Origin of the sequence: Exiguobacterium sp. UBA6309 (assembly GCF_002439205.1) — a bacterium.
Taxonomy (GTDB): Bacteria; Bacillota; Bacilli; order Exiguobacteriales; family Exiguobacteriaceae; genus Exiguobacterium_A.
Window position 1 is genome coordinate 252,647 of the sequence record NZ_DJTL01000025.1, and the last position, 25,481, is coordinate 278,127.

At 46.8% G+C, this 25,481-nt stretch carries 23 protein-coding genes and 1 riboswitch; of the genes, 7 read left to right on the forward strand and 16 right to left on the reverse strand.

From position 1 onward, the window contains the following. Positions 1-19: 19 nt before the first annotated feature. Entirely contained in the window at positions 20-1,228 is a 1,209-nt protein-coding gene (metK, locus tag B3M90_RS07745) for a methionine adenosyltransferase (protein ID WP_214852715.1), read from the reverse strand. 128 nt (positions 1,229-1,356) lie between these two features. Continuing rightward, a riboswitch (SAM riboswitch) is annotated at positions 1,357-1,483 on the reverse strand. Between the two features lie 234 nt (positions 1,484-1,717). Between metK and pckA the strand changes: the two genes are divergently transcribed. After that, on the forward strand, positions 1,718-3,286 hold the full coding sequence (gene pckA, locus B3M90_RS07750; RefSeq protein ID WP_214852712.1) for a phosphoenolpyruvate carboxykinase (ATP): 1,569 nt from the start codon (positions 1,718-1,720) through the stop codon (positions 3,284-3,286). Between the two features lie 26 nt (positions 3,287-3,312). On the opposite strand, the gene B3M90_RS07755 is transcribed toward pckA, so the two are convergent. The 9 genes from B3M90_RS07755 to B3M90_RS07795 form a co-directional block, all read right to left on the reverse strand. Next, a complete protein-coding gene (locus B3M90_RS07755; RefSeq protein WP_214852709.1) occupies positions 3,313-4,566 on the reverse strand; it encodes an EAL and HDOD domain-containing protein in 1,254 nt (417 codons plus the stop codon). A gap of 166 nt (positions 4,567-4,732) precedes the next feature. Beyond that, entirely contained in the window at positions 4,733-5,497 is a 765-nt protein-coding gene (locus tag B3M90_RS07760) for an alpha/beta hydrolase family protein (RefSeq protein ID WP_290783240.1), read from the reverse strand. Then, positions 5,469-5,942: an RNA deprotection pyrophosphohydrolase gene (gene ytkD / locus B3M90_RS07765; RefSeq protein ID WP_035406108.1), complete on the reverse strand. Its 474-nt coding sequence runs from the start codon at positions 5,940-5,942 to the stop codon at positions 5,469-5,471. Before ytkD ends, B3M90_RS07760 begins: the two co-directional genes overlap by 29 nt. Before the next feature lie 172 nt (positions 5,943-6,114). Continuing rightward, positions 6,115-7,464 (reverse strand): glucose-6-phosphate isomerase, encoded by a 1,350-nt coding sequence (locus B3M90_RS07770; RefSeq protein WP_035406105.1) that lies wholly within the window; start codon positions 7,462-7,464, stop codon positions 6,115-6,117. Between the two features lie 113 nt (positions 7,465-7,577). Further along, a complete protein-coding gene (locus B3M90_RS07775) occupies positions 7,578-8,744 on the reverse strand; it encodes an iron-containing alcohol dehydrogenase (protein WP_290783242.1) in 1,167 nt (388 codons plus the stop codon). A 136-nt stretch (positions 8,745-8,880) separates the two neighbouring features. Then, the gene (yugI, locus tag B3M90_RS07780) at positions 8,881-9,273 is read right to left on the reverse strand and encodes a S1 domain-containing post-transcriptional regulator GSP13 (protein ID WP_012371159.1); all 393 of its coding nucleotides are present in this window, start codon (positions 9,271-9,273) and stop codon (positions 8,881-8,883) included. A 924-nt stretch (positions 9,274-10,197) separates the two neighbouring features. Next, positions 10,198-11,241: a ribonucleotide-diphosphate reductase subunit beta gene (locus B3M90_RS07785; RefSeq protein ID WP_214852703.1), complete on the reverse strand. Its 1,044-nt coding sequence runs from the start codon at positions 11,239-11,241 to the stop codon at positions 10,198-10,200. Then, positions 11,210-11,698: a flavodoxin domain-containing protein gene (locus B3M90_RS07790; RefSeq protein WP_290783245.1), complete on the reverse strand. Its 489-nt coding sequence runs from the start codon at positions 11,696-11,698 to the stop codon at positions 11,210-11,212. Before B3M90_RS07790 ends, B3M90_RS07785 begins: the two co-directional genes overlap by 32 nt. 18 nt (positions 11,699-11,716) lie before the next feature. Further along, a complete protein-coding gene (locus tag B3M90_RS07795; protein WP_290783247.1) occupies positions 11,717-13,984 on the reverse strand; it encodes a ribonucleoside-diphosphate reductase subunit alpha in 2,268 nt (755 codons plus the stop codon). Positions 13,985-14,445: 461 nt separating this feature from the next. On the opposite strand from B3M90_RS07795, the gene B3M90_RS07800 reads away from it, so the two are divergent. From B3M90_RS07800 to B3M90_RS07815, 4 genes are read left to right on the forward strand one after another with little or no spacing between them, the layout of a single operon-like run. Further along, on the forward strand, positions 14,446-14,685 hold the full coding sequence (locus tag B3M90_RS07800; protein WP_035406091.1) for a NifU N-terminal domain-containing protein: 240 nt from the start codon (positions 14,446-14,448) through the stop codon (positions 14,683-14,685). Between the two features lie 57 nt (positions 14,686-14,742). Beyond that, entirely contained in the window at positions 14,743-15,537 is a 795-nt protein-coding gene (locus tag B3M90_RS07805; RefSeq protein WP_214852701.1) for a glycosyltransferase family 2 protein, read from the forward strand. Between the two features lie 4 nt (positions 15,538-15,541). Next, positions 15,542-16,039 (forward strand): Lrp/AsnC family transcriptional regulator, encoded by a 498-nt coding sequence (locus tag B3M90_RS07810; RefSeq protein WP_035406085.1) that lies wholly within the window; start codon positions 15,542-15,544, stop codon positions 16,037-16,039. Continuing rightward, positions 16,036-17,226: an aminotransferase gene (locus B3M90_RS07815; RefSeq protein WP_035406082.1), complete on the forward strand. Its 1,191-nt coding sequence runs from the start codon at positions 16,036-16,038 to the stop codon at positions 17,224-17,226. Before B3M90_RS07810 ends, B3M90_RS07815 begins: the two co-directional genes overlap by 4 nt. 39 nt (positions 17,227-17,265) lie before the next feature. On the opposite strand, the gene B3M90_RS07820 is transcribed toward B3M90_RS07815, so the two are convergent. Both B3M90_RS07820 and B3M90_RS07825 read right to left on the reverse strand, forming a co-directional pair. Beyond that, entirely contained in the window at positions 17,266-18,153 is an 888-nt protein-coding gene (locus B3M90_RS07820; RefSeq protein ID WP_290783249.1) for a MazG nucleotide pyrophosphohydrolase domain-containing protein, read from the reverse strand. After that, on the reverse strand, positions 18,119-18,304 hold the full coding sequence (locus B3M90_RS07825) for a hypothetical protein (RefSeq protein WP_214852695.1): 186 nt from the start codon (positions 18,302-18,304) through the stop codon (positions 18,119-18,121). The genes B3M90_RS07820 and B3M90_RS07825 overlap by 35 nt, the downstream gene beginning before the upstream one ends. An 89-nt stretch (positions 18,305-18,393) precedes the next feature. Between B3M90_RS07825 and ytvI the strand changes: the two genes are divergently transcribed. Next, positions 18,394-19,518 carry a sporulation integral membrane protein YtvI gene (gene ytvI / locus B3M90_RS07830; protein WP_214852692.1) on the forward strand — a complete coding sequence of 375 codons (1,125 nt, stop codon included), beginning with the start codon at positions 18,394-18,396 and terminating at the stop codon, positions 19,516-19,518. Here ytvI and B3M90_RS07835 read toward each other — a convergent pair. The 3 genes from B3M90_RS07835 to B3M90_RS07845 are packed head-to-tail and all read right to left on the reverse strand — an operon-like array spanning position 19,498 to position 21,726. Continuing rightward, complete coding sequence (locus B3M90_RS07835) at positions 19,498-20,166, reverse strand: DUF429 domain-containing protein (RefSeq protein ID WP_290757694.1); 669 nt, start codon at positions 20,164-20,166, stop codon at positions 19,498-19,500. The genes ytvI and B3M90_RS07835 overlap by 21 nt on opposite strands. Continuing rightward, the gene (locus tag B3M90_RS07840; protein ID WP_156358998.1) at positions 20,147-20,317 is read right to left on the reverse strand and encodes a hypothetical protein; all 171 of its coding nucleotides are present in this window, start codon (positions 20,315-20,317) and stop codon (positions 20,147-20,149) included. Before B3M90_RS07840 ends, B3M90_RS07835 begins: the two co-directional genes overlap by 20 nt. Continuing rightward, positions 20,314-21,726 carry a leucyl aminopeptidase gene (locus B3M90_RS07845; RefSeq protein ID WP_290783251.1) on the reverse strand — a complete coding sequence of 471 codons (1,413 nt, stop codon included), beginning with the start codon at positions 21,724-21,726 and terminating at the stop codon, positions 20,314-20,316. Before B3M90_RS07845 ends, B3M90_RS07840 begins: the two co-directional genes overlap by 4 nt. Before the next feature lie 352 nt (positions 21,727-22,078). On the opposite strand from B3M90_RS07845, the gene ptsP reads away from it, so the two are divergent. Continuing rightward, on the forward strand, positions 22,079-23,803 hold the full coding sequence (gene ptsP / locus B3M90_RS07850) for a phosphoenolpyruvate--protein phosphotransferase (protein WP_290757690.1): 1,725 nt from the start codon (positions 22,079-22,081) through the stop codon (positions 23,801-23,803). A 107-nt stretch (positions 23,804-23,910) separates the two neighbouring features. Here the strand turns inward: ptsP and B3M90_RS07855 are convergent, their stop codons facing one another. Then, on the reverse strand, positions 23,911-25,428 hold the full coding sequence (locus tag B3M90_RS07855; protein ID WP_290783253.1) for an MDR family MFS transporter: 1,518 nt from the start codon (positions 25,426-25,428) through the stop codon (positions 23,911-23,913). Between the last annotated feature and the right edge of the window lie 53 nt (positions 25,429-25,481).

Consider the following 25,481-nt stretch of genomic DNA (forward strand, 5'->3'; position numbering starts at 1 on the left):
GGATTTCCGGACTTTTTGATTATGCGAAACGTTTTGCTTGTTCTTCAAGAACTGCTGCTTTATCTGTTTGCTCCCATGGAAGCTCAACATCTGTACGACCGAAGTGACCGTATGCAGCTGTTTGACGATAGATCGGACGACGGAGATCAAGCATGTTGATGATTCCAGCCGGACGAAGATCGAAGTTTTCAGCAACCAATTCGACGAGTTGTGTTTCAGGAAGTTTTCCTGTGCCGAATGTATCAACCGCGATTGATACTGGGTGTGCGACACCGATTGCGTAAGCGAGTTGAACTTCTGCTTTGTCTGCAAGACCTGCAGCAACGAGGTTCTTCGCGACGTAACGTGCTGCGTATGCAGCTGAACGGTCGACTTTTGTTGGATCTTTACCTGAGAATGCTCCACCGCCGTGGCGTGCGTATCCACCATACGTATCAACGATGATCTTACGACCAGTCAATCCAGCATCTCCTTGTGGTCCGCCAATGACGAAACGACCAGTTGGGTTGATGAAGAATTTCGTTGCTGCGTCGATGTATTCAGCCGGGATGACTGGTGTGATGACGTGTTCTTTTAAATCAGCTTGGATTTGCTCAAGCGTAACTTCTTCCGCATGTTGTGTCGAGATGACGATCGTATCGACACGAACCGGCTCGTTGTTCTCGTTGTATTCGACCGTGACTTGTGTTTTTCCGTCCGGACGAAGGTAGTCGAGTTGACCGTTTTTACGCACTTCTGCCAAACGGCGTGCGAGACGGTGCGAAAGCGAAATTGGAAGTGGCATGAGTTCTGGTGTTTCTTTCGTTGCGTAACCGAACATAAGACCTTGGTCTCCTGCACCGATTGCATCGATTTCTGCATCAGACATGCTACCTTCACGTGCTTCAAGCGCTTGGTCGACACCAAGAGCGATATCTGCTGATTGCTCATCGATCGATGTCAATACAGCACATGTATCCGCATCGAAACCGTATTTCGCGCGTGTGTAGCCGATTTCACGAATCGTTTCACGAACGACTTTTGGAATGTCGACGTAAGTGGATGTCGTGATCTCACCTGCAACGAGAACGAGACCTGTTGTAACAGAAGTTTCTGCCGCAACACGTGCGTTTGGATCCGCTGCAAGAATCGCATCGAGGATTGAATCCGAAATTTGGTCACAGATTTTATCTGGATGACCTTCAGTGACTGACTCCGACGTGAATAGTCGGCGATTAAGGTTTGTCATGTATGACCCTCCCAAAAAAGAATTTGACGGTGTACTCATTTCCCCTAGTTGAGTGGGACGGTAAAATGAAAAAAACCTTTCCAAGTCCAAAAAATGGTCAGGGAAAGGTTGTGCGTTCTTCCTTTACCCTCTTATCGTTCGAAGTGTTTACTTCGCTTCAGGAGAGCACCTTTTCCCTCATTAATATATGAATTAATGTAGGACGGTTGCCGGGTTTCTTCGGGCCTTGTTCCCTCCACCTGCTCAGAATAAGAGTATCCGTTACGAATTACATGATATAAAGTTGTACCTACTCTGTCAAGCAAGGTTTCAAATTCTAGTCGAAACTTTTTAAAAGAGATGTTAAACTATTAATGCTGAAAGCGTTTCCAGATAAATAGAAATCAGCACCAGAAAATGATTGCGCTCTCTTTAGTATGTCATATATAATAAATGTGTCATACTAAATTCAGTGAGCCAAAACCAACGTAGGGGAAAGGTGGGGTCAGGATGCCGATGACGGTCCTGAATATCGAAGAACTACTCAAGAAAGAGCATGTGTTCAAACAACTATCTGTTGCTGAACTTGTCGAACATGCGATTCGAAACGAAGAAGGTGTCCTTACTGAGAACGGCGCACTATCTGTAGAAACGGGGAAATTTACAGGTCGTTCACCAAAAGATAAGTTCATCGTCCGTGATTCTTCCTGCGAGTCTCACATTGATTGGGGTCATGTTAACCAACCGATGGATGGAGACAAATTTGAACAATTGTTACAAAAGGTTCTTCGTTACATGAACGAAGCCGATCAGCTCTACTACACAGAAGCTGCTGCTGGGGCAGATACGCACTTCACCCTTCCGGTTCGTGTGCTCACACAATACGCTTGGCATAACCTGTTTGCCAAACAACTCTTTTTACGCGAGTATCCTGAAGTGGCTGCCTTCGAACCGTTCACGGTCGTCTACGCGCCACATTTCAAAGCAGATCCTACCGTTGACGGAACGAATTCCGAGACATTCATCGCCATGTCGTTTGAACACCGGATCGTCTTGATCGGCGGAACCGAATATGCGGGCGAAATCAAAAAATCGATTTTTTCCGTCATGAACTACCTCTTACCACAAGAAAATGTCCTTTCGATGCACTGTTCAGCAAACGTCGGACACGAAGGCGACGTCGCCTTGTTCTTCGGTCTATCCGGTACTGGTAAGACCACCCTGTCAGCAGACGATAGCCGTCAATTGATCGGTGACGATGAGCATGGTTGGTCGCATGACGGCGTCTTCAACATTGAAGGTGGATGTTATGCGAAGACGGTCAATCTGTCACGCGAAAAAGAACCGCAAATTTTTGATGCGATCCGTTTCGGAACTGTCCTTGAAAACGTCGTGCTCGATGAATCTCGTCATCCTGATTACGATGACACATCGTTGACTGAAAATACACGTGCTGCTTATCCGATCACAGCGATCGATAACATCGCTGTCCCATCACGGGCTGGTCATCCGAAGACGATTGTCTTCTTGACGGCTGATGCGTATGGCGTCTTGCCTCCGATCAGTAAGTTGACGAAAGAACAAGCGATGTATCATTTCCTATCAGGTTATACATCAAAACTTGCTGGAACAGAGCGTGGTATCACGGAACCGGAAGCAACGTTCTCGACATGCTTCGGTTCACCGTTTCTTCCACTGATACCTGAAAAGTATGCGACGATGCTCGGAGAACTGATTGATCGTCACGGTGTGACCGTTTATCTCGTCAACACAGGCTGGACAGGCGGTGCTTACGGGACAGGTAGTCGAATGAAGCTATCGTATACACGGACGATGGTCAACGCTGCCGTCAACGGAACACTTGCAACGATTCCAACAGAAGAGCACCCAATTTTCGGACTTCATATGCCACTTGAAGTTCCTGGTGTTCCAAGTGAATTACTCAATCCGGTACGCGTCTGGTCAAATCCTGACGAATACAACACACAAGCGCGTTCGCTTGCTGAGAAATTCCAACATAATTTCCTTCGTTTCGAAAGTGCGACGGATGCGATCAAGTCAGCAGGTCCATGTCTATAAAAAAAGAGCCTCAGGGCTCTTTTTTTTTATAGAATGGCATCTGTCTCTTCTTGAAGATGCATCTCTTTTTGCATAAGCCACTCCTGACTTTCCGTCAGTAACGCATATGCTCGCGGAAGTGATACACCTAACCGTTGACTGAGCAATTCGAACTGTTCGAAATCACCGCGATCTGCGCTGATCGCAAGCACTAGACAATCCCGGAACGGATGGTCTTTTCCTTGGAGGACAATCTTCAAGGATTCCTCGATTGGCAATTGATCGATGATGTCGTCAATATCAACGGACAATAACGCATCGATATGCGATAACAAGCCGATCATATAGGCACTCTCTTGTTGCAGCGTCCTTGTTTCTGTTGCAAACAACTCACAGAGCTTTGCGCAATGTAAGGAAGATCGCAGCAACTCATTCGACCATTCATAAGGACTTGCGAGCTTCATTTCACGTAAGACAATCAACGAAATCCAGCTTTTAAGTTGAGCAAAGCCAAGTAGTGAGATCGCTTGACGAACGGAACTAACCGTATTGCGTAATCCCACTCCCGGAGAATTGATCAGTTGTAATACCTGGATGCTGATATACGGATTGGCTTCGATTTCGTCAATGACTTCATCGTACTTCTCATCCGTATCAAGCCATTTCAGCATCTTTAACAACACCGGCAATTGTGGTGGGACAGCTTTCCCCTTCATCAGCATCGGTTTAGCATAAAAATAGCCTTGGAACCAGTCATACCCCATCTCAAGACAACGTGTATGATCCTCGTGCGTCTCGACACGTTCAGCAAGCATCTTAATATGAGGATAATTACGTCGAACGATATGCAAAATGGCACTTTGCTCGCGAGGGGAAATTGCCTCGATGTCGATTTTAATTAAATCGATCAATGCAAACAATTCCGCTCCGTACTGTCGAAGTAAATCTGTCACAAAATCATCAAGTGCTAATGTGAAGCCTGCTTCTTTCCAAGTATGCAGAACAGACAACATTTCAGTATCAATATCAACTGTCTCTAAAATTTCAATGACGAATCGGTTAGGATCTAAATAATGAATCAGATCACTTTTCAACAAATCTGACGTAAAGTTGACGAAAAGTTTTTTTCCTTCCGCGACATGTTCCACCCCCATATGGACGAGTGTATTCGTCAATACATCCATCGTCGCTAAATCTCCATCAAAAATAGTCATTTGCTTAATCGAACGATACAATAATTCAAATGCGTCAATTGATCCAACTCGATTAACGATGGGTTGACGTGCTAATAAGATATCCATCGTTCTCCTGCCCCCTCCATTGTCCTCAGATGGTTTCTATTATATCAAAGTTTACTTTTTAGGAGATTATTGTTTTTTACAATGTATCAATGGTCTGTTTTTTCAATCTCTATGCTTCATCTTCCAAAATACAAAAAGCAATACGACAAACATCGTATTGCTTAAATCATGTATCATATCGGTTCCAAATGCCTGTCTCGAACCAAGTCAAAATATCACGCGTCACACGTAATTTTTCATGGATCGGGAATTGATGTGCATACGCATAAGTCTGAAGCAGGGTTTGGTCGGGATGACGTGCAGCATAAGCCGTCGCATGTCGTAACTGAACGTTCTCATCATACGCACCGTGAATCAATAATACTTCACCTTGAGGAGCAATATGAAGCGGCGAGCGCACCTTATACGCCTCAGGTACGGTGTCTGGTGTCCCCCCCGTATAGCGACGCAACATCTTTTGCATCGTCTTCTGCTCCTCGTAGGTCCATGTCAACTCGGTCACGCCTGCCCACGACACCGTCCGCGAAACTGGACGATGATGAGCCAGAAGTAATGCCATTTGCCCCCCACGAGAAAATCCGAATGCATGAACATGCGAGACACGTTGTTGCAACCAATCGAAAGCACTGCATGCGTCTTCGACATCCCGATATCCGAAATCTTCTTTTCCTGTTCCGCCTAAGTTTCCCCGATAGAAAGGTGCCATGACGAAAAAACCAGCCTGCGCGAACGCGAGCAGCCGTGTCGGTCGAACCATTCCGATAGATCGTGTGCCACCTCGCAAGTAGAGAATCCCCTGTCCGTTCGCGACTTGCGGAAGTACGATATAGGCACCGACGCGCTCCCCGTCTGCCGTCGTATAGAACATCCGAAACGTCCGAAACGGACCTTGCCGCGGAAGTTCAAACCAATCGGCGTTCGCTAAGTACACGGAGTGTCTCCGGAAGGACGCGGTCCTTCATCATGAAACTGTATTGTCGGTTCGTATCGAGACGATCAGGGAGTTCCTCGAACAGAAAAGCACCATCTGTTTCATCTACAGCCAAATGGGATGACAGCGATTCGATTTGTGCGAAGTAGATATTTTTGATGATCGTATCCCCTTTTCCGGCAACACGATATTGCCCGATATACTTCAAGGAATCGATTTTCCCGCCTGTCTCTTCCATCACTTCACGACGTGCGGCTTCTTCTGCCGTTTCACCCGGTTCAACCTTCCCACCAGGAAATTCATATCCGCGTTGCTTATGATGGGTCAGCAACCATTTCCCTTCGTACACGGCAATGACCCACACATGTAGAGGACGATCCGAGAACGGATGGTCCTCAAAACTTAACTCCACTTGATTTTGATAATAATCCAAGAATGTAATCACGTACGTGCACCTCATTTCTTCTTCTAACTTCACTTTACCTGTTTCACGGGTATTCTAAAAGTGAAAACGCTAGGATTGCCTATAAATCTGGAAAATGATTACTCGTCCTCATCTCGTGAACGTAAAAAAACAGCCGATGTTCCACTAAGGAACAATCGACTGTCGTTTTGTATTATTTCAAACGTGCTTCGAGTTCTGCTTTTTCTGCTTCGAATCCTGGTTTCCCAAGAAGAGCGAACATGTTTTTCTTGTACGCTTCGACGCCTGGCTGATCGAATGGGTTTACTCCAAGGAGGTAACCACTCATCGCACATGCTTTTTCGAAGAAGTAGAACAGGAATCCGAGGTGATACGGTGTCATCTCTGGAAGTTCGACTGTCAGGTTCGGAACTTGTCCGTCCGTGTGTGCAAGCAATGTGCCTTCTGCTGCCTTATCGTTGACGAACTGAATCGACTGTCCTGCGAGGAAGTTCAATCCATCAAGGTCCTGAGCGTCTTCTTCAATCGTCAACGCGTGACGCGCTTGTCCGACTTTAATGACTGTCTCAAACAGATCACGACGACCTTCTTGGACATATTGTCCCATTGAATGAAGATCAGTCGAGAAATCAACTGCTGCTGGGAAAATACCTTTGAAGTCTTTTCCTTCAGATTCGCCGTACAATTGCTTCCACCACTCTGATACGTAATGAAGTGCTGGTTCGTAGTTGACGAGTAGCTCGATCGTTTTCCCTTTCGCATACAATGCATTTCGGACGACTGCGTATTGGTACGCTTCGTTGTCAGCTAGGTTTTCGCTCGCGTAGCGCTCTTGTGCGTCACGTGCCCCTTGCATTAACTCTTCGATCGAAATTCCTGCTGCTGCGATCGGTAATAGACCAACTGGCGTTAACACAGAGAAACGTCCGCCGACATCATCTGGAATAACGAATGTTTCGTATCCTTCAGAATCTGCGAGTGTTTTTAATGCACCGCGGGCTTTGTCCGTTGTTGCGTAAATCCGGTGTTTCGCTTCTGCTTTACCGTACTTTTCTTCCATGAATGCTTTCAAGAGACGGAACGAGATTGCCGGTTCTGTCGTCGTACCTGATTTTGAGATAATGTTGACCGATACATCTTTTCCTTCAAGTACTTCAAATAAATCATGCAGATACGTTGATGAGATATTATGCCCTGCATAGATGATTTGTGGTGCTTTACGCTCGTCTTTTGATAACAAGTTATGGAATGAGTGTCCAAGCATCTCGATTGCCGCACGTGCACCGAGATACGAACCGCCGATTCCGACGACTAGCAACACATCAGAATCCGACTTGATTTTTTCTGCAGACGCTTGGATACGTGCAAACTCCGCTTGATCGTAGTTCGTCGGAAGATCTACCCATCCTAAGAAATCACTTCCTGCACCTGTTCCTGCATGAATCGCATGGTGGAGCGTCTTTACGGTCTCCGTCATGTGTTCTACTTCATGTTGACCTACGAATTGTAGGGCTTTCGAATAATCAAAACGTACTGTTGACATGCCATCGTCCTCCTTATTCATTCGCAACGAAATGCGACCTTCCTTTTCATTAAAACGCAAGAAGGAAGGTCGTTCAAGTCTTTTGTGAAAAGATTAGCAAATGTTACGAGTTGTTATAGGGCAGCTGTCACGATTTGACGAACATCCTCGTTTCCGAGTGATTTGAAGTTTCCGAAGTCACCACGAGTCATTGCTGACTTGACGATTGAATCGACTGTATCTTCTTTGATGTCGTAATCCGCAAGGCGGTTTGGTGCGCCGAGTGATGTCCAGAAAGCACTAATCGCGTCGATTGTCGCATGTGCTGCTTCCATCTCTGATTTACCTTCCGTGTCGACGTTAAAGACGTTCTCACCGAGTGTGACGAAACGATGTGCGTTTGATTCATCGAGTACGTGGCGCATCCAGTTCGGGAAGAGAATGGCGAGTCCACCTGCATGTGGGATGTCATGAACAGCCGAGACAGCATGTTCGATGTTGTGTGATGCCCAGTCGCCGCGTGCTCCCATTTGAAGAACACCGTTGAGCGCCATCGTACCAGCGAAGAGAATCGTTCCACGAAGTTCCACGTTTTCGAGATCGTTAACGAGTTTTGGTGCTGCTTCGACGACTGCTTTCATGACACCTTCTGTCATGCGTTCTTGAACCGGTGCATGTGCAGGATGGAAGTATTGTTCGAGACAGTGACTCATCATATCGACGATACCGTAGATCGTTTGATCTTTCGGTACGCTGACTGTGTATTTTGGATCAAGAATTGAGAATGTTGGGTACGTAAGCGGACTACCCCAACCATATTTCTCTTGTGTTTTCCAGTTCGTGATGACCGATCCTGAGTTCATCTCAGAACCTGTCGCTGCAAGCGTCAAGACTGTTCCGAATGGAATGACTGTTTTTGGTGTCGCTTTACCGATGACGAGATCCCATGCTTCGCCTTCATACGGGATACCTGCTGCGATCAATTTCGTGCAGTCGATGACAGAACCGCCACCAAGTGCAAGTAGTGCGTCAACGCCTACTTCACGTGCAATTTTAATTCCGCGTTCTGCAGTTTCGATGCGCGGGTTCGGTTCGACACCGTCGCATTCGACGTACTCGATTCCTGCCGCATTGAGTTCACGTGTGACATCATCATAGACGCCGTTACGTTTAATACTTCCGCCGCCAAACACAAGCATGACTTTCTTCGCACCAAGTGATTCGAGTTGTGGTTTCAGTTGGCTGACTTGACCGTCACCAAAAATAAGTCTTGTTGGATTGCGATATTCAAAGTTTTCCATCTGTGTTGCCTCCTCATTAAGTAATGAACACCTTACATTATCCACACATTCCCCTTTCGCATCTAATTTAATGCTTATTGCATGTAACAATCGCAAAAAAAAAGAGAACCGACCGATGTCGATTCTCTCATGTGGCTTATTTTTGGAAGTTTGATTTTTCAATCCATTCTTCCAATTTACCTTTAAGAACGTTGAATCCAGGTGCTTCTTCTTGTTTGAAAGCAGGACCTGCATCGCGACGTCCAGCGTTTTTGCGTGGACCTTTCGCGCGTGCTTCACGTTTTGGAGCTTCCTGAGTTGCTTTGATCGAAAGCTTCATTTTTTTGTTAGCTTCGTCGATGTCGAGAACTTTAACAGTTACTTCATCGCCAACTTTTACGTAATCGTTGATGTCTTTTACGTAATCGTGTGAGATTTCTGAAATGTGGACGAGACCTTGTGTTTGCTCGTCAAGTGCTACGAAAGCACCGAAGTTTTGAATACCAGTTACTTTACCAGTAACGACTTGGTCTTTTTCAAAGTTTGCCATAATGTATACACTCCCTAACTAAATTCATCAACTTATAATAACACACTTTTCTTGTATCGTAAAAAATATTTTTGGAATTTGTTTATTTTTTATTTCACAAGGGAACATTTTAGTAGCAAGACTTCAAGTATTCCCCCTGATTCTGCCGAACTTTCCGAGTTCGGCCCTTTTTTTGTTCTTTTACTCAATTGACCTAAGTGACAAAGAAAAGTAATGCTTGAAACGAGAAAGACGAATAACAGATAAGACTATCAAAAAAAACGGACAGTCTCGGTCTGCTCGCTTTCCGCGGACAAGCCCTCATGCCGCTTCAGATGCGTCGCATCTTCCAGGGTCATGATGACTTGTTTTTCCGCAGGAGTCGAGCAGAACCTCACCTGTCCTAGGTTATATGAATTCTCTTTGTGAAGCAATCACAATTTAAGACGGTTGATTAATTACTCAAAAATCAAATCGTAATTGACAATGACCGTTCACAAACGAACCTGAACGAAAGTGTTCTTCAATCCATTTATCGCGACGAAAATGTCCACGTACCAAATGAGCCGCTCGTTGATGCGAAGTAAGGATACACATTTGTAGTTACCTCCTTCCCTTTTAGCAGGGAAGAATGACTCGCAACATCAATCAAATAAAGTTTTACCCGAATACGCATATGTAGTATCGTATAAATTAAGTATTTAAACACTACCTCTATTCATGTTGTATTGGCGTACAGCATGAGTGCAACGCGCAGTTGAAGGTCATTCTTCACTGCCGTACTAAGCAGTTGCGATTTCGCAGCTGCTTTTTTTTGTACACTTTTTCGGACCACCTCCTCTGATATCTGAATTTTCGATTATTTCAACCATTAGAAAAAGGACTAACTGAATAGTGTAAACAAAACTTTATCAGTTAGTCCCTTCCACATGCTTTTCATTTCACTTACAAATCGTCGAATCCATTCGCATCCGTTACTTTCGCATATGAACGTGATTTTTGTTCGAAGAAGTCCGATTTCGTCGCGTTCATCGAATCATCTGAATATGCCCGAATCCATGGCATGACGTCTTCGTCGTGTCCTTCGTAGAGGTCCGACAAACCGATGACGCGAAGGCGTTTATTCGCAAGATATTTGACATAGTCACGCATTTCACTGACGTCCAGACCGTCTAGATCACGCAAGACATATTCGCTCCATTCGATTTCAAGATCCACGGCACGCTTAAACGTGTCGTAGACGAATTGTGTGAATGAGCCATCTGCATCAATTTCAGGATGCTCCGACAAGACAGCACGTAATAACTGGCTGATGAAGTACGAGTGTTGCAATTCATCACGTTGAATATAGCTGATCATCGTCGATGTTCCGACCATCTTCTGATGGCGTGCTAGGTTATAGAAGAAAGCAAAGCCAGAATAGAAGTTGATCCCTTCAAGAACGATTGAAGCAACGAGTGATTTCGCGAAGTTCTCTGGAGTCCGGTTATTTTGGAAATCTTCGTATAAATCAAGAATGAATGCATTACGCTTCATGACCATGTCATCGTCTTTTGCGATATCGAAAATCCGGTTTTGTTCAGCCAATGGAACTAAGCTGGATAAGACGTAGCTATACGATTGATTATGAACGACTTCCTGTTGCGCGATGATGGCGAGAATCGCATGAACGGATGAGTCTGATGTGAACATCGCTGATTCCAAAATATAACGTGTCTGAACCGAGTCAAGGATCGAGAGTAGCCCAATGATTCGTTTGAATGCATCTTGTTCCCGTTCACTCAATTGATTCCATTGTTGCATGTCTTTTGACATTGAAATCTCATCTGGAATCCAGAAGTTCGATAACAGTTGTTTGTAGATCGAGTAAAACTGTGGATAGGCAATATCATTCCAATTGACGATGGCACTTGTTTCGCCACCGATGATCGCTGTCGCGCGGTTTGGATGACGTGCATCAAGCAGTTTGATTTTTTGTAGCTGTTCCATGTGCTTCGACCCCCTCATGCTGTAATTGAAGAATGGTCCGTCTTGTCCATTCCTTGACGAGATGCGGGCGATTGCGTGGCGACTGTTCGATTTTCAACAGTTCTCCGGCAAGCGGGATCCCGAATTTCGAGAGGTGATACGCCATCTCATCGACGGCGCGACAATATTTCACGAACATCTTATCCCCTGTTCCAAAAACAGCTGCCTGCGGAATCGCATGCGTGCTCTCCTTCAAAACCGTTCTAAGACAGTCGCGCATATCGTCGGGTAATTGCCCATCTCCCCACGTATACGAACCAAAATAGACGATATCATAAGGCATTAACTGATACGTCGTCACTTCGTCCGCAAACAACATCGTCGGCTCGATTCCCATCTCAGAACACGTCTTCGCGACGAGTTCTGCCACCTCCTCCGTGTTTCCACTCAATGACGCGTATACGATTGCTGCCTTCATGATATCGTCCTCCTTATATTATGATGAACACGATTCACATTCGTCGATCTCAACCGTCGTCGAACGCGTGTAGTAGATCGTCTTCATCCCAAGTTGCCATGCTTCCATGTGCATCTCGAGTAATTCTTTTGCTTTGACGTTATTTTTCACGTACAGATTGAAGCTGATCGCTTGGTCGATGTGACGCTGGCGCGAAGCATTTTGACGAATGCTCCATAACTGGTCAATCTCAAACGCTGATTTATAGAACCAGTTCGTTTCCGGTGTTAAATCCGGAACGGTAACTGGGATCTTATAGTTTTTCTTCTCTTCTGAGTAGACTTTTTTATAGATTGGATCAATCGATGCCGTACTTCCCGCAATGATTGCCGTCGATGAGTTCGGTGCGACTGCCATCAAGTAAGCGTTACGCATCCCGTGCTCCGTGATGTCGGCTTGGAGACGATCCCAATCGAGTTCATCCGTCGTTTTGTAGTGGCGACGTTTGATGTACTCTCCTGTTTGCCATTCTGAACCTTCAAAGAGACGGTACGCGCCTTTCTCTTTCGCAAGTTGCATCGACGCATCGATCGTCAAGTAAGCGATTTTCTCGTAGAGACGGTCTGCGTATTGCACCGCTTCGACCGATTCCCAACGGATACCTTCAAGCGCGAGCAGATGGTGCCAACCGAATGTTCCAAGACCAACGGCACGGTATTTTTGATTCGTCAATTGCGCTTGCGGGACATCGATCGTATTCAGATCGATGACGTTATCAAGCATCCGCATTTGAATTGGAATCAATCGTTCTAAGACGTCAGAGCGAACCGCACGTGCAAGCGCGATCGATGACAAGTTACAGACGACGAAGTCCCCTGGTGTCTTCGTGACGATGATCTTACCATCTTCCGTGTACTCTTCTGTCACGGTCGTCGGGCTCATGTTTTGCATGATTTCCGAGCACAGGTTTGATGAGTAGATCATCCCAGCATGTTTATTCGGATTCGCACGGTTAACGGCGTCACGGAAGAACATGTATGGCGTCCCTGTCTCAAGTTGTGAACGCATATAGCGTTTGACGAGATCGATTGCCGGAACTGTTTTTTTGCTGAGACGCGGTTCATTGACACATGCTTCGTATCTTTCCGTGAAGCTACCGCCTTGTTCTGTCTCATCGAAATAATCTTCAAGGCTGAAGCCCATAATCGTCCGAATTTCGTGTGGGTCAAACAGGTGCCAGTCTTCTCGTGCTTCTACAGCACGCATGAAGCGGTCTGGTAAGTTAACGCCCGTGAACAAGTCATGTGTCCGAAGTCGCTCGTCCCCATTGTTGAGCTTCGCATCTAAGAACTCGAGAATGTCTTTATGCCAGATGTCAAGATACACGGCGATTGATCCTTGGCGCATACCGAGCTGATCGACGCTGACTGCCGTGTTGTTCAATTGTTTCATCCATGGGATGACACCACTTGAAACACCTTTAAAGCCTTTGATGTCTGATCCACGTGAGCGAATTTTCCCCATGTAGACACCGATTCCGCCGCCACCCTTAGAAAGTGTCGCTACATCCGTGTTCGAGTCATAGATGCCGCGTAGCGAATCATCGACTGTATCGATGAAGCATGATGAGAGTTGACCATATGATTTACCGGCGTTCGAAAGCGTCGGTGTCGCGACCGTCATGTAGAGGTTCGACAATGCCCAGTATGCTTCTTTGACGAGCTCTAAACGACGTTCCTTCGGTTCGTTCTGCATCAGCGTCATCGCGATGACCATGAATCGTTCTTGCGGTAGCTCGTACAAATTTTTAACGTGATCACGTGCAAGATACCGGTCTGCTAGTGTCCGAAGGCCAATGTATGTGAACAGGTGGTCGCGGGAAGGATCAATCGTTGCCGACAGTTCGTTGATGTCTTCTTTCGAATACGCATCCAGTAAATGTTTCGTGAAGATGCCGATTTCTGTCAGCTTTTCAATCAATGTATACAGCGAACCATATCGTTCTTCCGCTGCATATCCGCGGTTTTCACCCGCTTCTAGATATAACCGATTTAAGTAAGTCGCTGTCGCTACGAATGTCCAGTTCGGCTCTTCTGCCTTTAACATATCGAGTGCGTGCATCGTTAACAGTTCATAGACTTGATCAGCTTGTAGGGATTTTCCTTCAAGCGCTCGGATGGCACGTTCTGTATAGCGGTCGATATCAAGTTCCGGATACGTTTCCGTCGCTTGTCGAATCACGACATATACGTCTTCTATTGTCATTGCACCCTTAAAGATGCGTGCTGTATTCAGTGGAGATGCCACTATGAACCACTCCCATTCTCTATCGTTAAACAGGTTCGCATTACACTATGAAATACGCTAAACTAAAAAAAGACGTCCTACATATAGAAAGAACTCTACAAGTATCACTCTATATATAGACGTTTTAGACGTTTTTAAACCTGTTAATGTACAAGATATAGGTTATCACTGAAATCTAAAAAAATAACCCCTTGCTTTGAAATTCAGGTCAAACAATTTGAAAAAGGCATCATGACGCCTTTTGAGATATATTGAGATAGCGAGTAAAACATATTATAAGTTCACGCGAACTCTTAAAATAAAGATGAGTCATTTCTCCTATCAGAAGAAAAATATTCTCTTCGAATTTTCTGATATACTGAACGTATCGATCTTCCGTTTGGAGGAAGAAGGATTGAATCCAACTATCACGAAAAGATGACATATGGCATATACGTATGTACGTTGAAAGGAGCTTACCTATGCAAGTCGATTACACACCAAACCCGAATTCCGTCAAAATCACGCTCGAGGAACAGCGCTTCGGTGCAAAAAGTACGAGTGTCAAAAAAGAAGATACACCGGAAGATACGTTGCTCGCATCTTTGATCGCTATCGATGGCATTGATAATCTATTCGCTTACGGCGACTTCGTGACGGTCACGAAAGAACCAGAAGCAGAATGGAATGAGCTGCTACCACGTATCGAAGCAAACATGTAAAAAAACAAGAAGACACCTGTTCCTGAACAGGTGTCTTTGTTCAAGGAGCGATCGCTGATGCCAACCGTATCCATCATCATCCCGACATACAATCGTCCTCGCGAACTAGCAGAAGCGCTAGAAGCGTTGACACGTCAACACTATCAGGACTTCGATGTCATCGTTCTAAACAATAATGGCGACGATGTCTCAGCAGTGACCTCTGCCTATCAGGATCGTCTGCAGATCACATATGTCGAGTTACCTGAAAATCATCACGTCCGTGCTCGAAATCACGGTGTCATACTCGCTTCCGGTCGGTATATCTTACTTCATGATGACGATGACCTCTTATTACCGAGTCATCTCGAAGAAGCGGTCGGTGATCTCGAAGCCGGCGCGGATCTAACGTATACGGACGCGGAGCTCTTTACGTATCGCTGGGAAGACGGTCACCGGATTGCACTTCATTCCGAACCGTTCGCGTACCCGTATGATCCGGAGACGATGCGAGAAGACTCGACGTACATTCCATCCGGATCGCTCTACCGTAAATCGCTCCACGATCAACTCGGTCTGTTTGATGAAGACGTCTTCAACTACTGGGACTGGGACTGGATTTTACGCGTCGGTAAGGATCATTTAGTGTTACATCCGGCACGAGCAACCGTCCTGTACGCCTTCAACCCGTCCGGCAATCATGAGTCGGCACGACAAGACGCAACGCGACGCGTCTATTTTGACCGCCTGGTCGAAAAACATCAACTTCCGACACGTGAAATGAAGAACTTCCATATCGTTCAGGAAGAACGACGCGCACGACTGCGACAGACACGTCGTACCTTCAATGGTCAATTGACAGAAAGTGAGTGATTCCATGTACACCGAAAAACAACTCGAATTATTAGCACTATTAACACAAAATGGTCCGATGGACGTAAACTTACTTGCGCAGATGCTCGATTGGGAAGCGTCAGAAGTAGCTGCTTCGATTGAAACATTCAAACGTGACGGTGTCCTACTCGGCTATACCGCCGTCATTGACTGGCAAAAGATTCATGCCCATCACGGCGTGACAGCTTTCATCGATGTCAAGGTCACACCAAAACGGGGACGCGGCTTTGATGAAGTCGCAGAGCGAATCCATCGTTTCCCGGAAGTGACATCTCTGTATCTGATGTCAGGCGCATATGACTTACAAGTCGTACTTGATGGCAAATCGCTACAAGAAGTGTCTCAATTCGTTTCTGAAAAATTATCGACACTCGACTCCGTCATCTCGACGACGACCCATTTCCGCTTAAAGACGTATAAGCACGATGGCGTTCTCTTCAGTCAGGATGATGACGACAAACGATTGAAGGTGTCTCCATGAAATCTTTATCAACACGTGTCGAACAGCTAGCTCCATCCGGCATTCGTCGTTTCTTTGATTTAGCTGGATCGATGGAAGATGTCATCTCACTTGGTGTCGGTGAACCCGATTTCGTCACGCCATGGAACGTCCGAGAAGCAAGCTTTGCAGCACTTGAACAGGGCTACACAGCATACAGCGCTAACGCCGGTTTACTCGAGTTACGTCAGGAAATCGCGCTTTACATGCAAGAAAAGTTCGCCATCTCCTATTCGACGACGGAAGAGATCATCGTCACGACCGGAGCTTCGGAAGGACTTGACCTTGCGTTTCGTAGTTTGATCAATCCGGGAGATGAAGTCATCGTCGTTGAACCGGCGTTCGTTTCATATGCCCCCTTGATCGAACTTGCTGGAGGAATTCCTGTCGCCGCTGCATGTCACGCAGAAGACGGTTTTGCGATTCAACCGGAAACGATCGAACAGTTGCTGACGGACAAAACGAAAGCAATCATTTTCTGTTTCCCATCGAATCCGACAGGCTCGACGATGACACGCGATCAGTTAGCGGACCTCGCGTTACTTGTTCAAAAGCATGATTTATATGTCATCAGTGATGAAATCTATGCGGAGCTATCCTACGAAACAGAAGCGATTTGTTTTGCGACCCTTCCTGGTATGCGGGAGCGGACGATCATCATCAATGGTTTCTCGAAAGCCTTCGCGATGACGGGCTGGCGGCTCGGCTTTACTTGCGCACCACCTGCGATCACGCAATCGATGCTGAAGGTCCACCAATATGGAATGATGTGTGCACCAACACTCGTCCAATTCGCGGGTATCGAAGCGTTACGTTCTCGTCATAAGACAGTCCCTGATATGGTGACAAGTTATCGCCAACGCCGGAATTACTTCGTCAAGGCGTTAAATGATGCGGGTCTTCCGACGCACTTACCAGGCGGTGCCTTTTATGCTTTTCCGTACATTGGTCATACTGGGCTGACGAGTGAGCAGTTCGCCGAGCAATTGTTGCTCGCTGAGCGCGTCGCTGTCGTTCCAGGATCCGTCTTCGGAGCAAGCGGTGAAGGCTATGTCCGGGCAAGTTACGCGAGTTCAATCGAGCAACTGCAAGAAGCCATCGCGCGCATTCAGCGCTTCATGAAAAAATGGCAGACTCAGGATGAGACAACATCGTCTCACTCACACTAAAAATAAGCCGCTTGCTCAAACGAGCAGGCGGCTTATTTTTTAATCGACATAGAAGACAAGAAACATCCGATAGTCGTCTTCCGCATGATACGGTGAGACTGGACCGAGTTGTGGCGCAAAAACTTCTAACCGATACGGTGAGTCCTTGAAATCAAGTGGTGTCCGCTCTTTGATCAAGCGCCCCATTTCATCTGCTAATTCTTTCACTTCGACTAAACTACGCGATCGTTCCATCGGTGCCTCGAAGACGAACGCCTCGATTCCCTCAATCGGCGCACAGCGGAGGAATCGTCGAAGCGACGGGAGGGCCGCCTCCATATTACCCGCTAATGTTTGATCATCCTCATAAATAGGTGCTCCCCAGAGACGTGCCTCACTTCCTGTCGCACTCCGGAAGTGATCAATCGTCTCTTCCGTGATAGGGTCACGTGTCAACGCAAAGCGTGTTTTATCCCGCTTGAGATTCTTTTCATTCGTCCGATCGATTTCCGACAGTAAATCGAGTTGTAGCGGTCGTGCTAAACGAAATAATTCCCGTTGCAGACGTGCGATGGAATGACCGATTGGAATAATTGTATCCTTCGCTTTAGGCGGTTTATCCCCTTCGTACCCATTCATGACGCGTGCGACTTGACCAGCTTCATGCACAAGTCGATAAAAGGAACCGTCCTGATCATCGTTTACCGTTCCGAGTGCCTCATGTTGCACCGCAAGATCCGTCACGTATTGATTGGCAAGACACGTCGAGATCATCAAAACGTCTACAAGTTCTGAACGAAGAGCTTCTTGATCTCTTTGTTCGAGTGCTTCACCGACTTCACCGATTTCTTCGGTCAAGCGTGCGAGACCAGAGAGTGGTCGAAAATAACCTCCGAGTGAACGAATCGTCGCATCAACCTTTTGTTGCAGTGTCTTCATCTGTTCCATCTGTCTGATCCCCCACGATTGCTTGACGTACTTGCGCCTCCGTCTCTTGTTTGACGCGTTTGGCAAACGCCTGATTTTTCTTCCATTCTCGGATTCCAACGGATGTCGCAGCAATCAATGCAGCAAATAATCCGATTTCTCTTTTACGCATCGTTTTCTCCTCCTTTTGAATGACTCGTTCCCTACCTAAACATGATATGATGATATCAATTCTACATAATCCAGTAAGAGGTGTTGCTTGTGTCGACTGAACGTCTTTGGCAAATGGCCCGGTTCTTGACGGTGATCTTCGCCTTCGTAGCTGTTGGATGGTTATTCATCCGCCTCTCGTCCATTTTGTACCCGTTTGTCTTTGCGTTTCTGCTTGCTCTTTTCAGCCGTCCGCTTGTCGATTTCTTTCAAAAGCGGTTACGGATCAATCGTGGATGGGGTGCGTTATTGTCCATCATTTTGATCAGTGGTTTATTGATCGGTTCGCTTGCCTTGATCATCATGCAGTTGATTCGCGGTCTCGTATTTGTCGCCAATCAATTACCGGCACAAATCCAGGAGTTGAGTCTGTATTTCCAAAAGCTATATAACGAAAAACTGGCACCGATTTGGAACGATGCTTCTGAAGCATTACGTTCATTAGAACCATCCCAACAAAATACGGTCCAAAACAGTATTCAATCGCTCGGTAGTTCGCTTGCGAGTGCGATTGGAGAAGGCTCAAAAAGTGTTGCGATGATGCTTCAATCTGTTCTTGCGACTTTACCATCGATTGCGTTGATTTTCGTCATCGTCTTACTCGCTTGGTTCTTCATCGCAAAGGATTGGCATCAGTACGAAATGCGATTGAAGCGCTACGAGATGCTTCCTTGGTTCGCTCGTGTCGAGTCGGTCTTCTTGAGCTTACGATCTGCCTTATTTGGTTATCTTAAAGCGCAACTCACGTTGATCACGATCACGTTTTTCATCGTCTTGATTGGTTTAATCATCATTGGTGTCGATCATCCATTCGCAGTTGCTTTCATCGCTGCCTTCTTCGACATCTTACCGTATCTCGGTACTGGTTCCGTCTTCCTGCCTTGGATCGCTTACTCGGTGATCACCGGAGATACGACGCTTGCGATTGGACTTGGCATTTTGTATGCCATCGTCATTCTCCAGCGCAACATCATGGAACCGAAGATCGTCGGCGATAACATCGGCATTCAACCGATTACGGCATTGATTGCGTTGTTCGTCGGGATCAAATTCTTCGGCGTCTTCGGGCTAATCCTTGGACCATTGATTGCCGTCATCTTAAAAGCACTCTACAATGCACAGATTTTCCATTATATCTGGGACTTCGTGAAAGGATCACCCACACCATTTCGGTGAGGGTGATTTTTTGGGTACAGCGGCATATAAAGGATACCCTTCCGTGTCCACTGGTTGACTTGCTGGCAAGTAATCGCATGGAAACCGTGCACCGGTCGCAAGCAGACAAGCATCAAGCCAATCATCAATCGCGACGTTCGGCTGACGCTGTTCCCATAACGGGGGACAATCATATTGTTCAAGTAATTCGATTCGTTCCGCGATGCCTTCCCTTGTTTTCTTAGAAAAACGTGCCGGATGACCGGCGAGGCGTGCAAAGCAGACTTCTGGATGTGATTCAATCATTTCAGATCGATGTGCATGACGGACTTCTCGGATTTTCGGTAATAGATACCACGCTTGTTTCGAAAGTCCGATACCAGCATGTTGTTTCGCTAAATTATTTGCTTCCATATAACTTGGTGTTGTCAACGCACTGAGGAACGGTGCATTAAAGACACTACTCGTTCGTCCGGGGCGTAGTGCCTGTCGTAACAGCTGATCTGTTTCGCGTCGTCCTTCCATCAAACCGATCGGCATATCGATCCAAATTCGGTCGGCTGGCGGGATCTGTCCAAGCGTCGGTTCGATTGATCCTGAGTACGTCTCATTTTCGTACCTGACGACGACCCATCCTGCCTTTGCCGCATCAATCCCGATGACGTGCATTCGTCTTCTCCCGGAAAGAACGCAGTAGTGATAAGACCGTGAAGATACCGATAAATGTCGCAAGACCGAGCGATAGACGATCTCGTGCATCCAAGTACCAGACGACGGTAAGAATCGTCAACAAGACGCCGAGTAGATTCCAACGTCTCATTTTTCTTGCTCGACGAATCGATACAGACTACGAACCATGACACCCGTTGCTCCTTTTGGACCAATCTCAGACGCTTGATTCTGTTCCGATGTTCCCGCGATATCGAGGTGCAACCATGGTGTGTCGCCTACAAATTCCCCGACGAACGCACCACCGAAGATCATGTGTCCCATGCGTCCCGGTGAGTTATTCAAATCTGCGACATCCGAACGGCGGACTTGTTTAATGAACGCATCGACATATGGCATTTGCCATACCATCTCGTTCGTCTCTTTCGTCACCTGTTCAAAGCGTTCGTAAAGTGACGCATCATTCGTCAATGCACCTGTGATTTCTGTTCCAAGGGCGACAAGGACACCACCTGTCAATGTTGCGAGGTCGATGATGGCTTTCGGCTGGTACTCTTTCACGTACGTGACTGCATCTGCGAGGACAAGTCGTCCTTCTGCATCCGTGTTCAAGACTTCAATCGTTTTTCCTGCCATCGACGTGATGACATCATCTGGTTTGAAAGCATCCCCAGAAATCATGTTATCCGTTGCCGGAATGACGCCAATGACGTGAACATCAGGTTTGAGTTGACCGAGTGCTTCAAACAGACCAAGAACTGCTGCTGCGCCTCCCATATCTCCTTTCATCCCGACGATCCCGTCTTTTGGTTTGATCGAATAACCACCTGTATCGAACGTGACACCTTTTCCGACGACAGCAATCGGTGCTTCTACTGAGCCTTTGTATTCAAGGACGATCAACTTCGGCGGGATGACCGATCCTTGATTGACGGCAAGCAAGGCACCCATGCCAAGTGCTTCCATCTCTTCCTTATCGATGATTCGGAGATCATGTCCATGACGCTCCGCGATGAAGCGTGCTTCGTCCGCAAGCGCTGGCGCCGTCAAAAGATTTCCCGGCATCGTTACGAGACGTCGCGCCAAGTTCGTTGCTTCCCCTAAGGCTTTTCCGCGACGCACTGCCTCGTCTTCAGAAGGTAAGACCGTCAGATGAAGCGTGTACGCTTTAGAAGGAGATGTTTTATAATGTTTGACCTCATATGTAGTGAGGGTGAATGTCTCAGCAATCAGTTCGACCGGTTGACCTGGAAACGTCGTCGCGTCGACTGTCACCTGTTCTAAGCGGCGTGCTTTGACATGTTGTGCGGCTTTTCCGAGCAAACGGCGCAAGTTGCCTTGCGAGAGTTGATCGACTTTCCCGAGTCCGACGAACAGCACACGTGCGACGTCTCCTGATAACGTCGGCAACAGACGAAGTTCTCCCCGTTTCGTTGAGATATCACCTTGACGGACCCACTCATCTAGTTTGTCACCATACATTGCTTGTAATCGTTCATCAATCGGTTGATTCCCTGATATCCCGACGATCAGTACGTCTACGGGTTGATTCGTTTGCATAAAAATTCCCCCTTTATCTAATACCTACTAGTATGAAGTGTTTTCAGTCATTTTCCAACTGATAGCCTCTCAGCGGACTGCAAACGCTTACATGATTCTTGTTTGCCAATTTGTCGAAATGCTTGGTTTCAAACAATTGTTGCCCGTTTCACAATATGATAGGATTAAACAGGTGAAAAATTGAGACACTTCAAGAAACGATGCGTTTGCTGTTCCGGGAAATGTCTACGTTTTCATTCAAGGGAGAGTGCGCAGAAGGCTCGTTAAGAGAGAGGCGTTTATGGGTATCTATAGATAGCTAAGAAACGAAGTCGTCGCGTTAAAAAAACTTACTGAAAAGAGGGTAATGCACATGGCACAACACATCAAAGGAATTGGCGCTTCTGCAGGGATCGCGATTGCAAAGGCATTCGTGATGGAAACACCGGTCTTTGAGATTCCATCGCACAAAATCGAGGATACGGCTGCGGAAAAAGAACGTTTCCAAGCAGCGATCGCAAAATCGAAGACGGAACTCGAAGTCATTCGTGAAAATACCTTAAAAGAATTAGGTCCAGATAAAGCGGAGATCTTCTCGGCTCACCTTCTCATCCTAGAAGATCCGGAAATCGTTAGTCAGGTGAACGCAAAAATCGAGGACGAGCAAGCAAATGCTGCGAAAGCACTCGATGAAGTCGCGAACATGATGGTCATGATTTTCGAATCAATGGATAACGAATACATGCGTGAACGTGCAGCGGACGTCCGCGACGTCACGAAACGGACGATGGCTCACCTTCTCGGTATCACGTTCGTCACTCCAGCTCAAATTAACGAAGAAGTCATCATCATCGCGGAAGACTTGACTCCTTCAGATACGGCACAATTGAACCGTAAGTATGCTAAAGGTTTCGCAACGAACATTGGTGGCCGGACATCGCACTCTGCCATTATGTCTCGTTCACTCGAAATCCCAGCAGTCGTCGGAACAAAAGTTGTCTTGACGGACGTTAAACACGGCGATCTTCTCATCCTTGACGGTGCGGAAGGTGACGTCATCGTCAACCCAAGTGAAGAGCAAGTCGCTGAGTATGAAGCAAAACGTGCAGCATACATCGCACAAAAAGAAGAGTGGAAAAAACTTAAGAACGAAAAAACAATGACAGCTGACGGTCACCACGTCGAGCTCGCCGCAAACATCGGTACACCAAACGATGTCAAAGGCGTGCTTGAAAACGGAGCAGAAGCTGTCGGTCTCTACCGGACAGAATTCCTCTACATGGATGCAGAGACATTCCCAACGGAAGACGAGCAATTCACAGCATACAAAACCGTTCTCGAGTCAATGGGCGATAAAAAAGTCGTCATTCGGACGCTCGATATCGGTGGCGACAAAGAATTGTCGTACCTTGATCTCCCACACGAGATGAACCCGTTCCTCGGTTACCGTGCGATCCGTCTCTGTCTCGATCAAACAGACTTGTTCCGTACACAATTACGCGCACTTCTTCGTGCGAGTGCATACGGTAAACTCGCTGTCATGTTCCCAATGATCGCAACAATCGAAGAGTTCCGTGCCGCAAAAGCACTTCTCCTTGAAGAGAAAGCAAACCTCCAAGCTGAAGGTGTTACTGTATCAGAAGACATCGAAGTCGGTATGATGGTCGAGATCCCAGCAACAGCGGTCATGGCTCGTCAGTTTGCAAAAGAAGTCGACTTCTTCTCTGTCGGAACGAACGATTTGATTCAATACACGATGGCGGCAGACCGGATGAACGAAAAAGTATCATACCTGTACCAGCCGTTCAACCCAGCCATCTTGAACCTCTTGAACAACGTCATCACAGAAGCACACAAAGCAGGCAAATGGGTCGGCATGTGTGGTGAGATGGCAGGAGAAGAATTGGCACTTCCAATCCTTCTCGGTCTTGGTCTCGATGAGTTCTCGATGTCAGCATCATCTGTCCTTCGCGCACGTAGCTTGATGACACGCCTCAACAAGTCAGAATGTGAAGCAATCGTCGAGCAAGTGCTTGATATGGATACAGCAGAAGAAGTCGTCGACTTCCTCAGCACGACATTCGATATCAAAAAGTAATTTCTGTTAGACGAATCTGGAGTAATCCAGGTTCGTCTTTTTTTGTGCCGATTAACAAAAAAACAACGCCCCCTCTTAATAAGAAAGAAGACGTTGTTGAAACGTGATTATTGAGCTTGTTTTTTCTTCGCTGGAGTCGCTTGTTCCGATAAAATCGGACGTTCGTTCCCCATCAAGAAGATAAAGATGACACCGAGTACTGCTGGAATCAAGGCCCAGAAATAGACGGTAGAGATGGATTCTGCAAGCGACGTCTTGATTGCTGTCGCGACTTCTGGTGGCATCTTCGCAAAGGCAGCTGCCGTCGGGAACTGCCCACCTGACGGCGCTCCACCTTGCGGCAATCGATCCGCTACAGCCGATGTGAACGTCCGTGATTGAATGATTCCGAGGACCGTGACACCAAGCGTCATCCCGATCGTCCGGAATGTCGATCCCATCGACGTCGCAGCACCACGACGTTGCATCTCGATCCCATTGATGCTTGCTAGGTTCAACAACGAGAAGCTAAATCCAACACCGAACCCAAGAATGATCATATAGATTGTTACTGCTGTACGCGATGTCTCAAGCGTCATTGTACTGAGGAGATACACACCGAGTAGGAAAAAGACAGCCGAGACGATCATGACATTTCGGAAACCAAACTTATTCGGCAACTGGCCACCGAGCTGCGCCGAGATGACTGAGGCAATTAACATCGGCATAAGGATCAGACCGGAGTTCGTCGCACTGCCACCAAAGACACCTTGAACGAAGATTGGAATGAACACACTCGCCGAGATGAAGACGAATCCATAAAAGAACGCAACGCCTTGTGTTGCCGCAAATAAACGACGACGGAACAGACTGAATGTAATGACTGGATCCGCGGCACGTCGTTCAGCGAATGCGAAGGCAACGAACGCGACGAGTGCTGCTCCGAACAGACCAAGAATTTGTGGTGAAGACCATGCATACTCTTTCCCACCCATTTCAAGCGCGAGTAAGAATAAAACCAATCCTGCAACAAGCGTGAAGGCACCGACGTAGTCGATTTTCTGTGTCCGGTGCACCGGTGATTCCTGATAGAAGACTGTCACGAGACCAAGGGCAATCAATCCGAGTGGGATGTTGATATAAAATACCCAGCGCCAGTCGAGGGAATCCGTCAATACGGCACCAAGCAACGGTCCGAAAATACTCGAGATCCCGAAGACCGCTCCGAACAATCCACTGACTTTCCCACGTTTCTCCGGTGGGAAGATATCAAAGATAATCGTAAAGGCGATCGGCATCAACGCACCGCCACCAAGCCCTTGTAAGGCACGATACGCAGACAATTCAATGATTGAGTCTGCCATTCCACACAAGATACTCCCTATCATGAAGATAAGCATCCCAAAGAGGAAGAAGCGTTTTCTTCCATACATGTCACTCAATTTACCGAAGATCGGCATCCCGGCAACGGTTGCGATCATGTAAGCCGACGTGACCCAAGCGTACTGATCAAACCCATTCAGTTCACTGACGATCGTCGGCATCGCCGTCGCAACGATCGTGTTATCCATTGCTGCGACTAAAATCCCAATCAATAGTCCAATGACGACAGGTGTCGTATTCGTTTTTGTTGTAGTCGAAGACATCGACACACCTCATTTCTAAAAAATTAGCTAACTCTTATAATAGCTAGCTCATT

What these genes read in the sequence shown, in the direction of transcription:
- yugI (WP_012371159.1), bottom strand. Translation starts at nt 9,273, where the DNA reads ATGGCAAACTTTGAAAAAGACCAAGTCGTTACTGGTAAAGTAACTGGT.
- B3M90_RS07755 (WP_214852709.1), bottom strand. Translation starts at nt 4,566, where the DNA reads ATGGATATCTTATTAGCACGTCAACCCATCGTTAATCGAGTTGGATCA.
- B3M90_RS07770 (WP_035406105.1), bottom strand. Translation starts at nt 7,464, where the DNA reads ATGTCAACAGTACGTTTTGATTATTCGAAAGCCCTACAATTCGTAGGT.
- B3M90_RS07775 (WP_290783242.1), bottom strand. Translation starts at nt 8,744, where the DNA reads ATGGAAAACTTTGAATATCGCAATCCAACAAGACTTATTTTTGGTGAC.
- B3M90_RS07800 (WP_035406091.1), top strand. Translation starts at nt 14,446, where the DNA reads ATGCAAGTCGATTACACACCAAACCCGAATTCCGTCAAAATCACGCTC.
- B3M90_RS07845 (WP_290783251.1), bottom strand. Translation starts at nt 21,726, where the DNA reads ATGCAAACGAATCAACCCGTAGACGTACTGATCGTCGGGATATCAGGG.
- ptsP (WP_290757690.1), top strand. Translation starts at nt 22,079, where the DNA reads ATGGCACAACACATCAAAGGAATTGGCGCTTCTGCAGGGATCGCGATT.
- B3M90_RS07840 (WP_156358998.1), bottom strand. Translation starts at nt 20,317, where the DNA reads ATGAGACGTTGGAATCTACTCGGCGTCTTGTTGACGATTCTTACCGTC.
- B3M90_RS07825 (WP_214852695.1), bottom strand. Translation starts at nt 18,304, where the DNA reads ATGCGTAAAAGAGAAATCGGATTATTTGCTGCATTGATTGCTGCGACA.
- B3M90_RS07835 (WP_290757694.1), bottom strand. Translation starts at nt 20,166, where the DNA reads ATGCACGTCATCGGGATTGATGCGGCAAAGGCAGGATGGGTCGTCGTC.
- B3M90_RS07805 (WP_214852701.1), top strand. Translation starts at nt 14,743, where the DNA reads ATGCCAACCGTATCCATCATCATCCCGACATACAATCGTCCTCGCGAA.
- B3M90_RS07855 (WP_290783253.1), bottom strand. Translation starts at nt 25,428, where the DNA reads ATGTCTTCGACTACAACAAAAACGAATACGACACCTGTCGTCATTGGA.
- B3M90_RS07820 (WP_290783249.1), bottom strand. Translation starts at nt 18,153, where the DNA reads ATGGAACAGATGAAGACACTGCAACAAAAGGTTGATGCGACGATTCGT.
- B3M90_RS07810 (WP_035406085.1), top strand. Translation starts at nt 15,542, where the DNA reads ATGTACACCGAAAAACAACTCGAATTATTAGCACTATTAACACAAAAT.
- pckA (WP_214852712.1), top strand. Translation starts at nt 1,718, where the DNA reads ATGCCGATGACGGTCCTGAATATCGAAGAACTACTCAAGAAAGAGCAT.
- B3M90_RS07790 (WP_290783245.1), bottom strand. Translation starts at nt 11,698, where the DNA reads ATGAAGGCAGCAATCGTATACGCGTCATTGAGTGGAAACACGGAGGAG.
- metK (WP_214852715.1), bottom strand. Translation starts at nt 1,228, where the DNA reads ATGACAAACCTTAATCGCCGACTATTCACGTCGGAGTCAGTCACTGAA.
- B3M90_RS07815 (WP_035406082.1), top strand. Translation starts at nt 16,036, where the DNA reads ATGAAATCTTTATCAACACGTGTCGAACAGCTAGCTCCATCCGGCATT.
- B3M90_RS07785 (WP_214852703.1), bottom strand. Translation starts at nt 11,241, where the DNA reads ATGGAACAGCTACAAAAAATCAAACTGCTTGATGCACGTCATCCAAAC.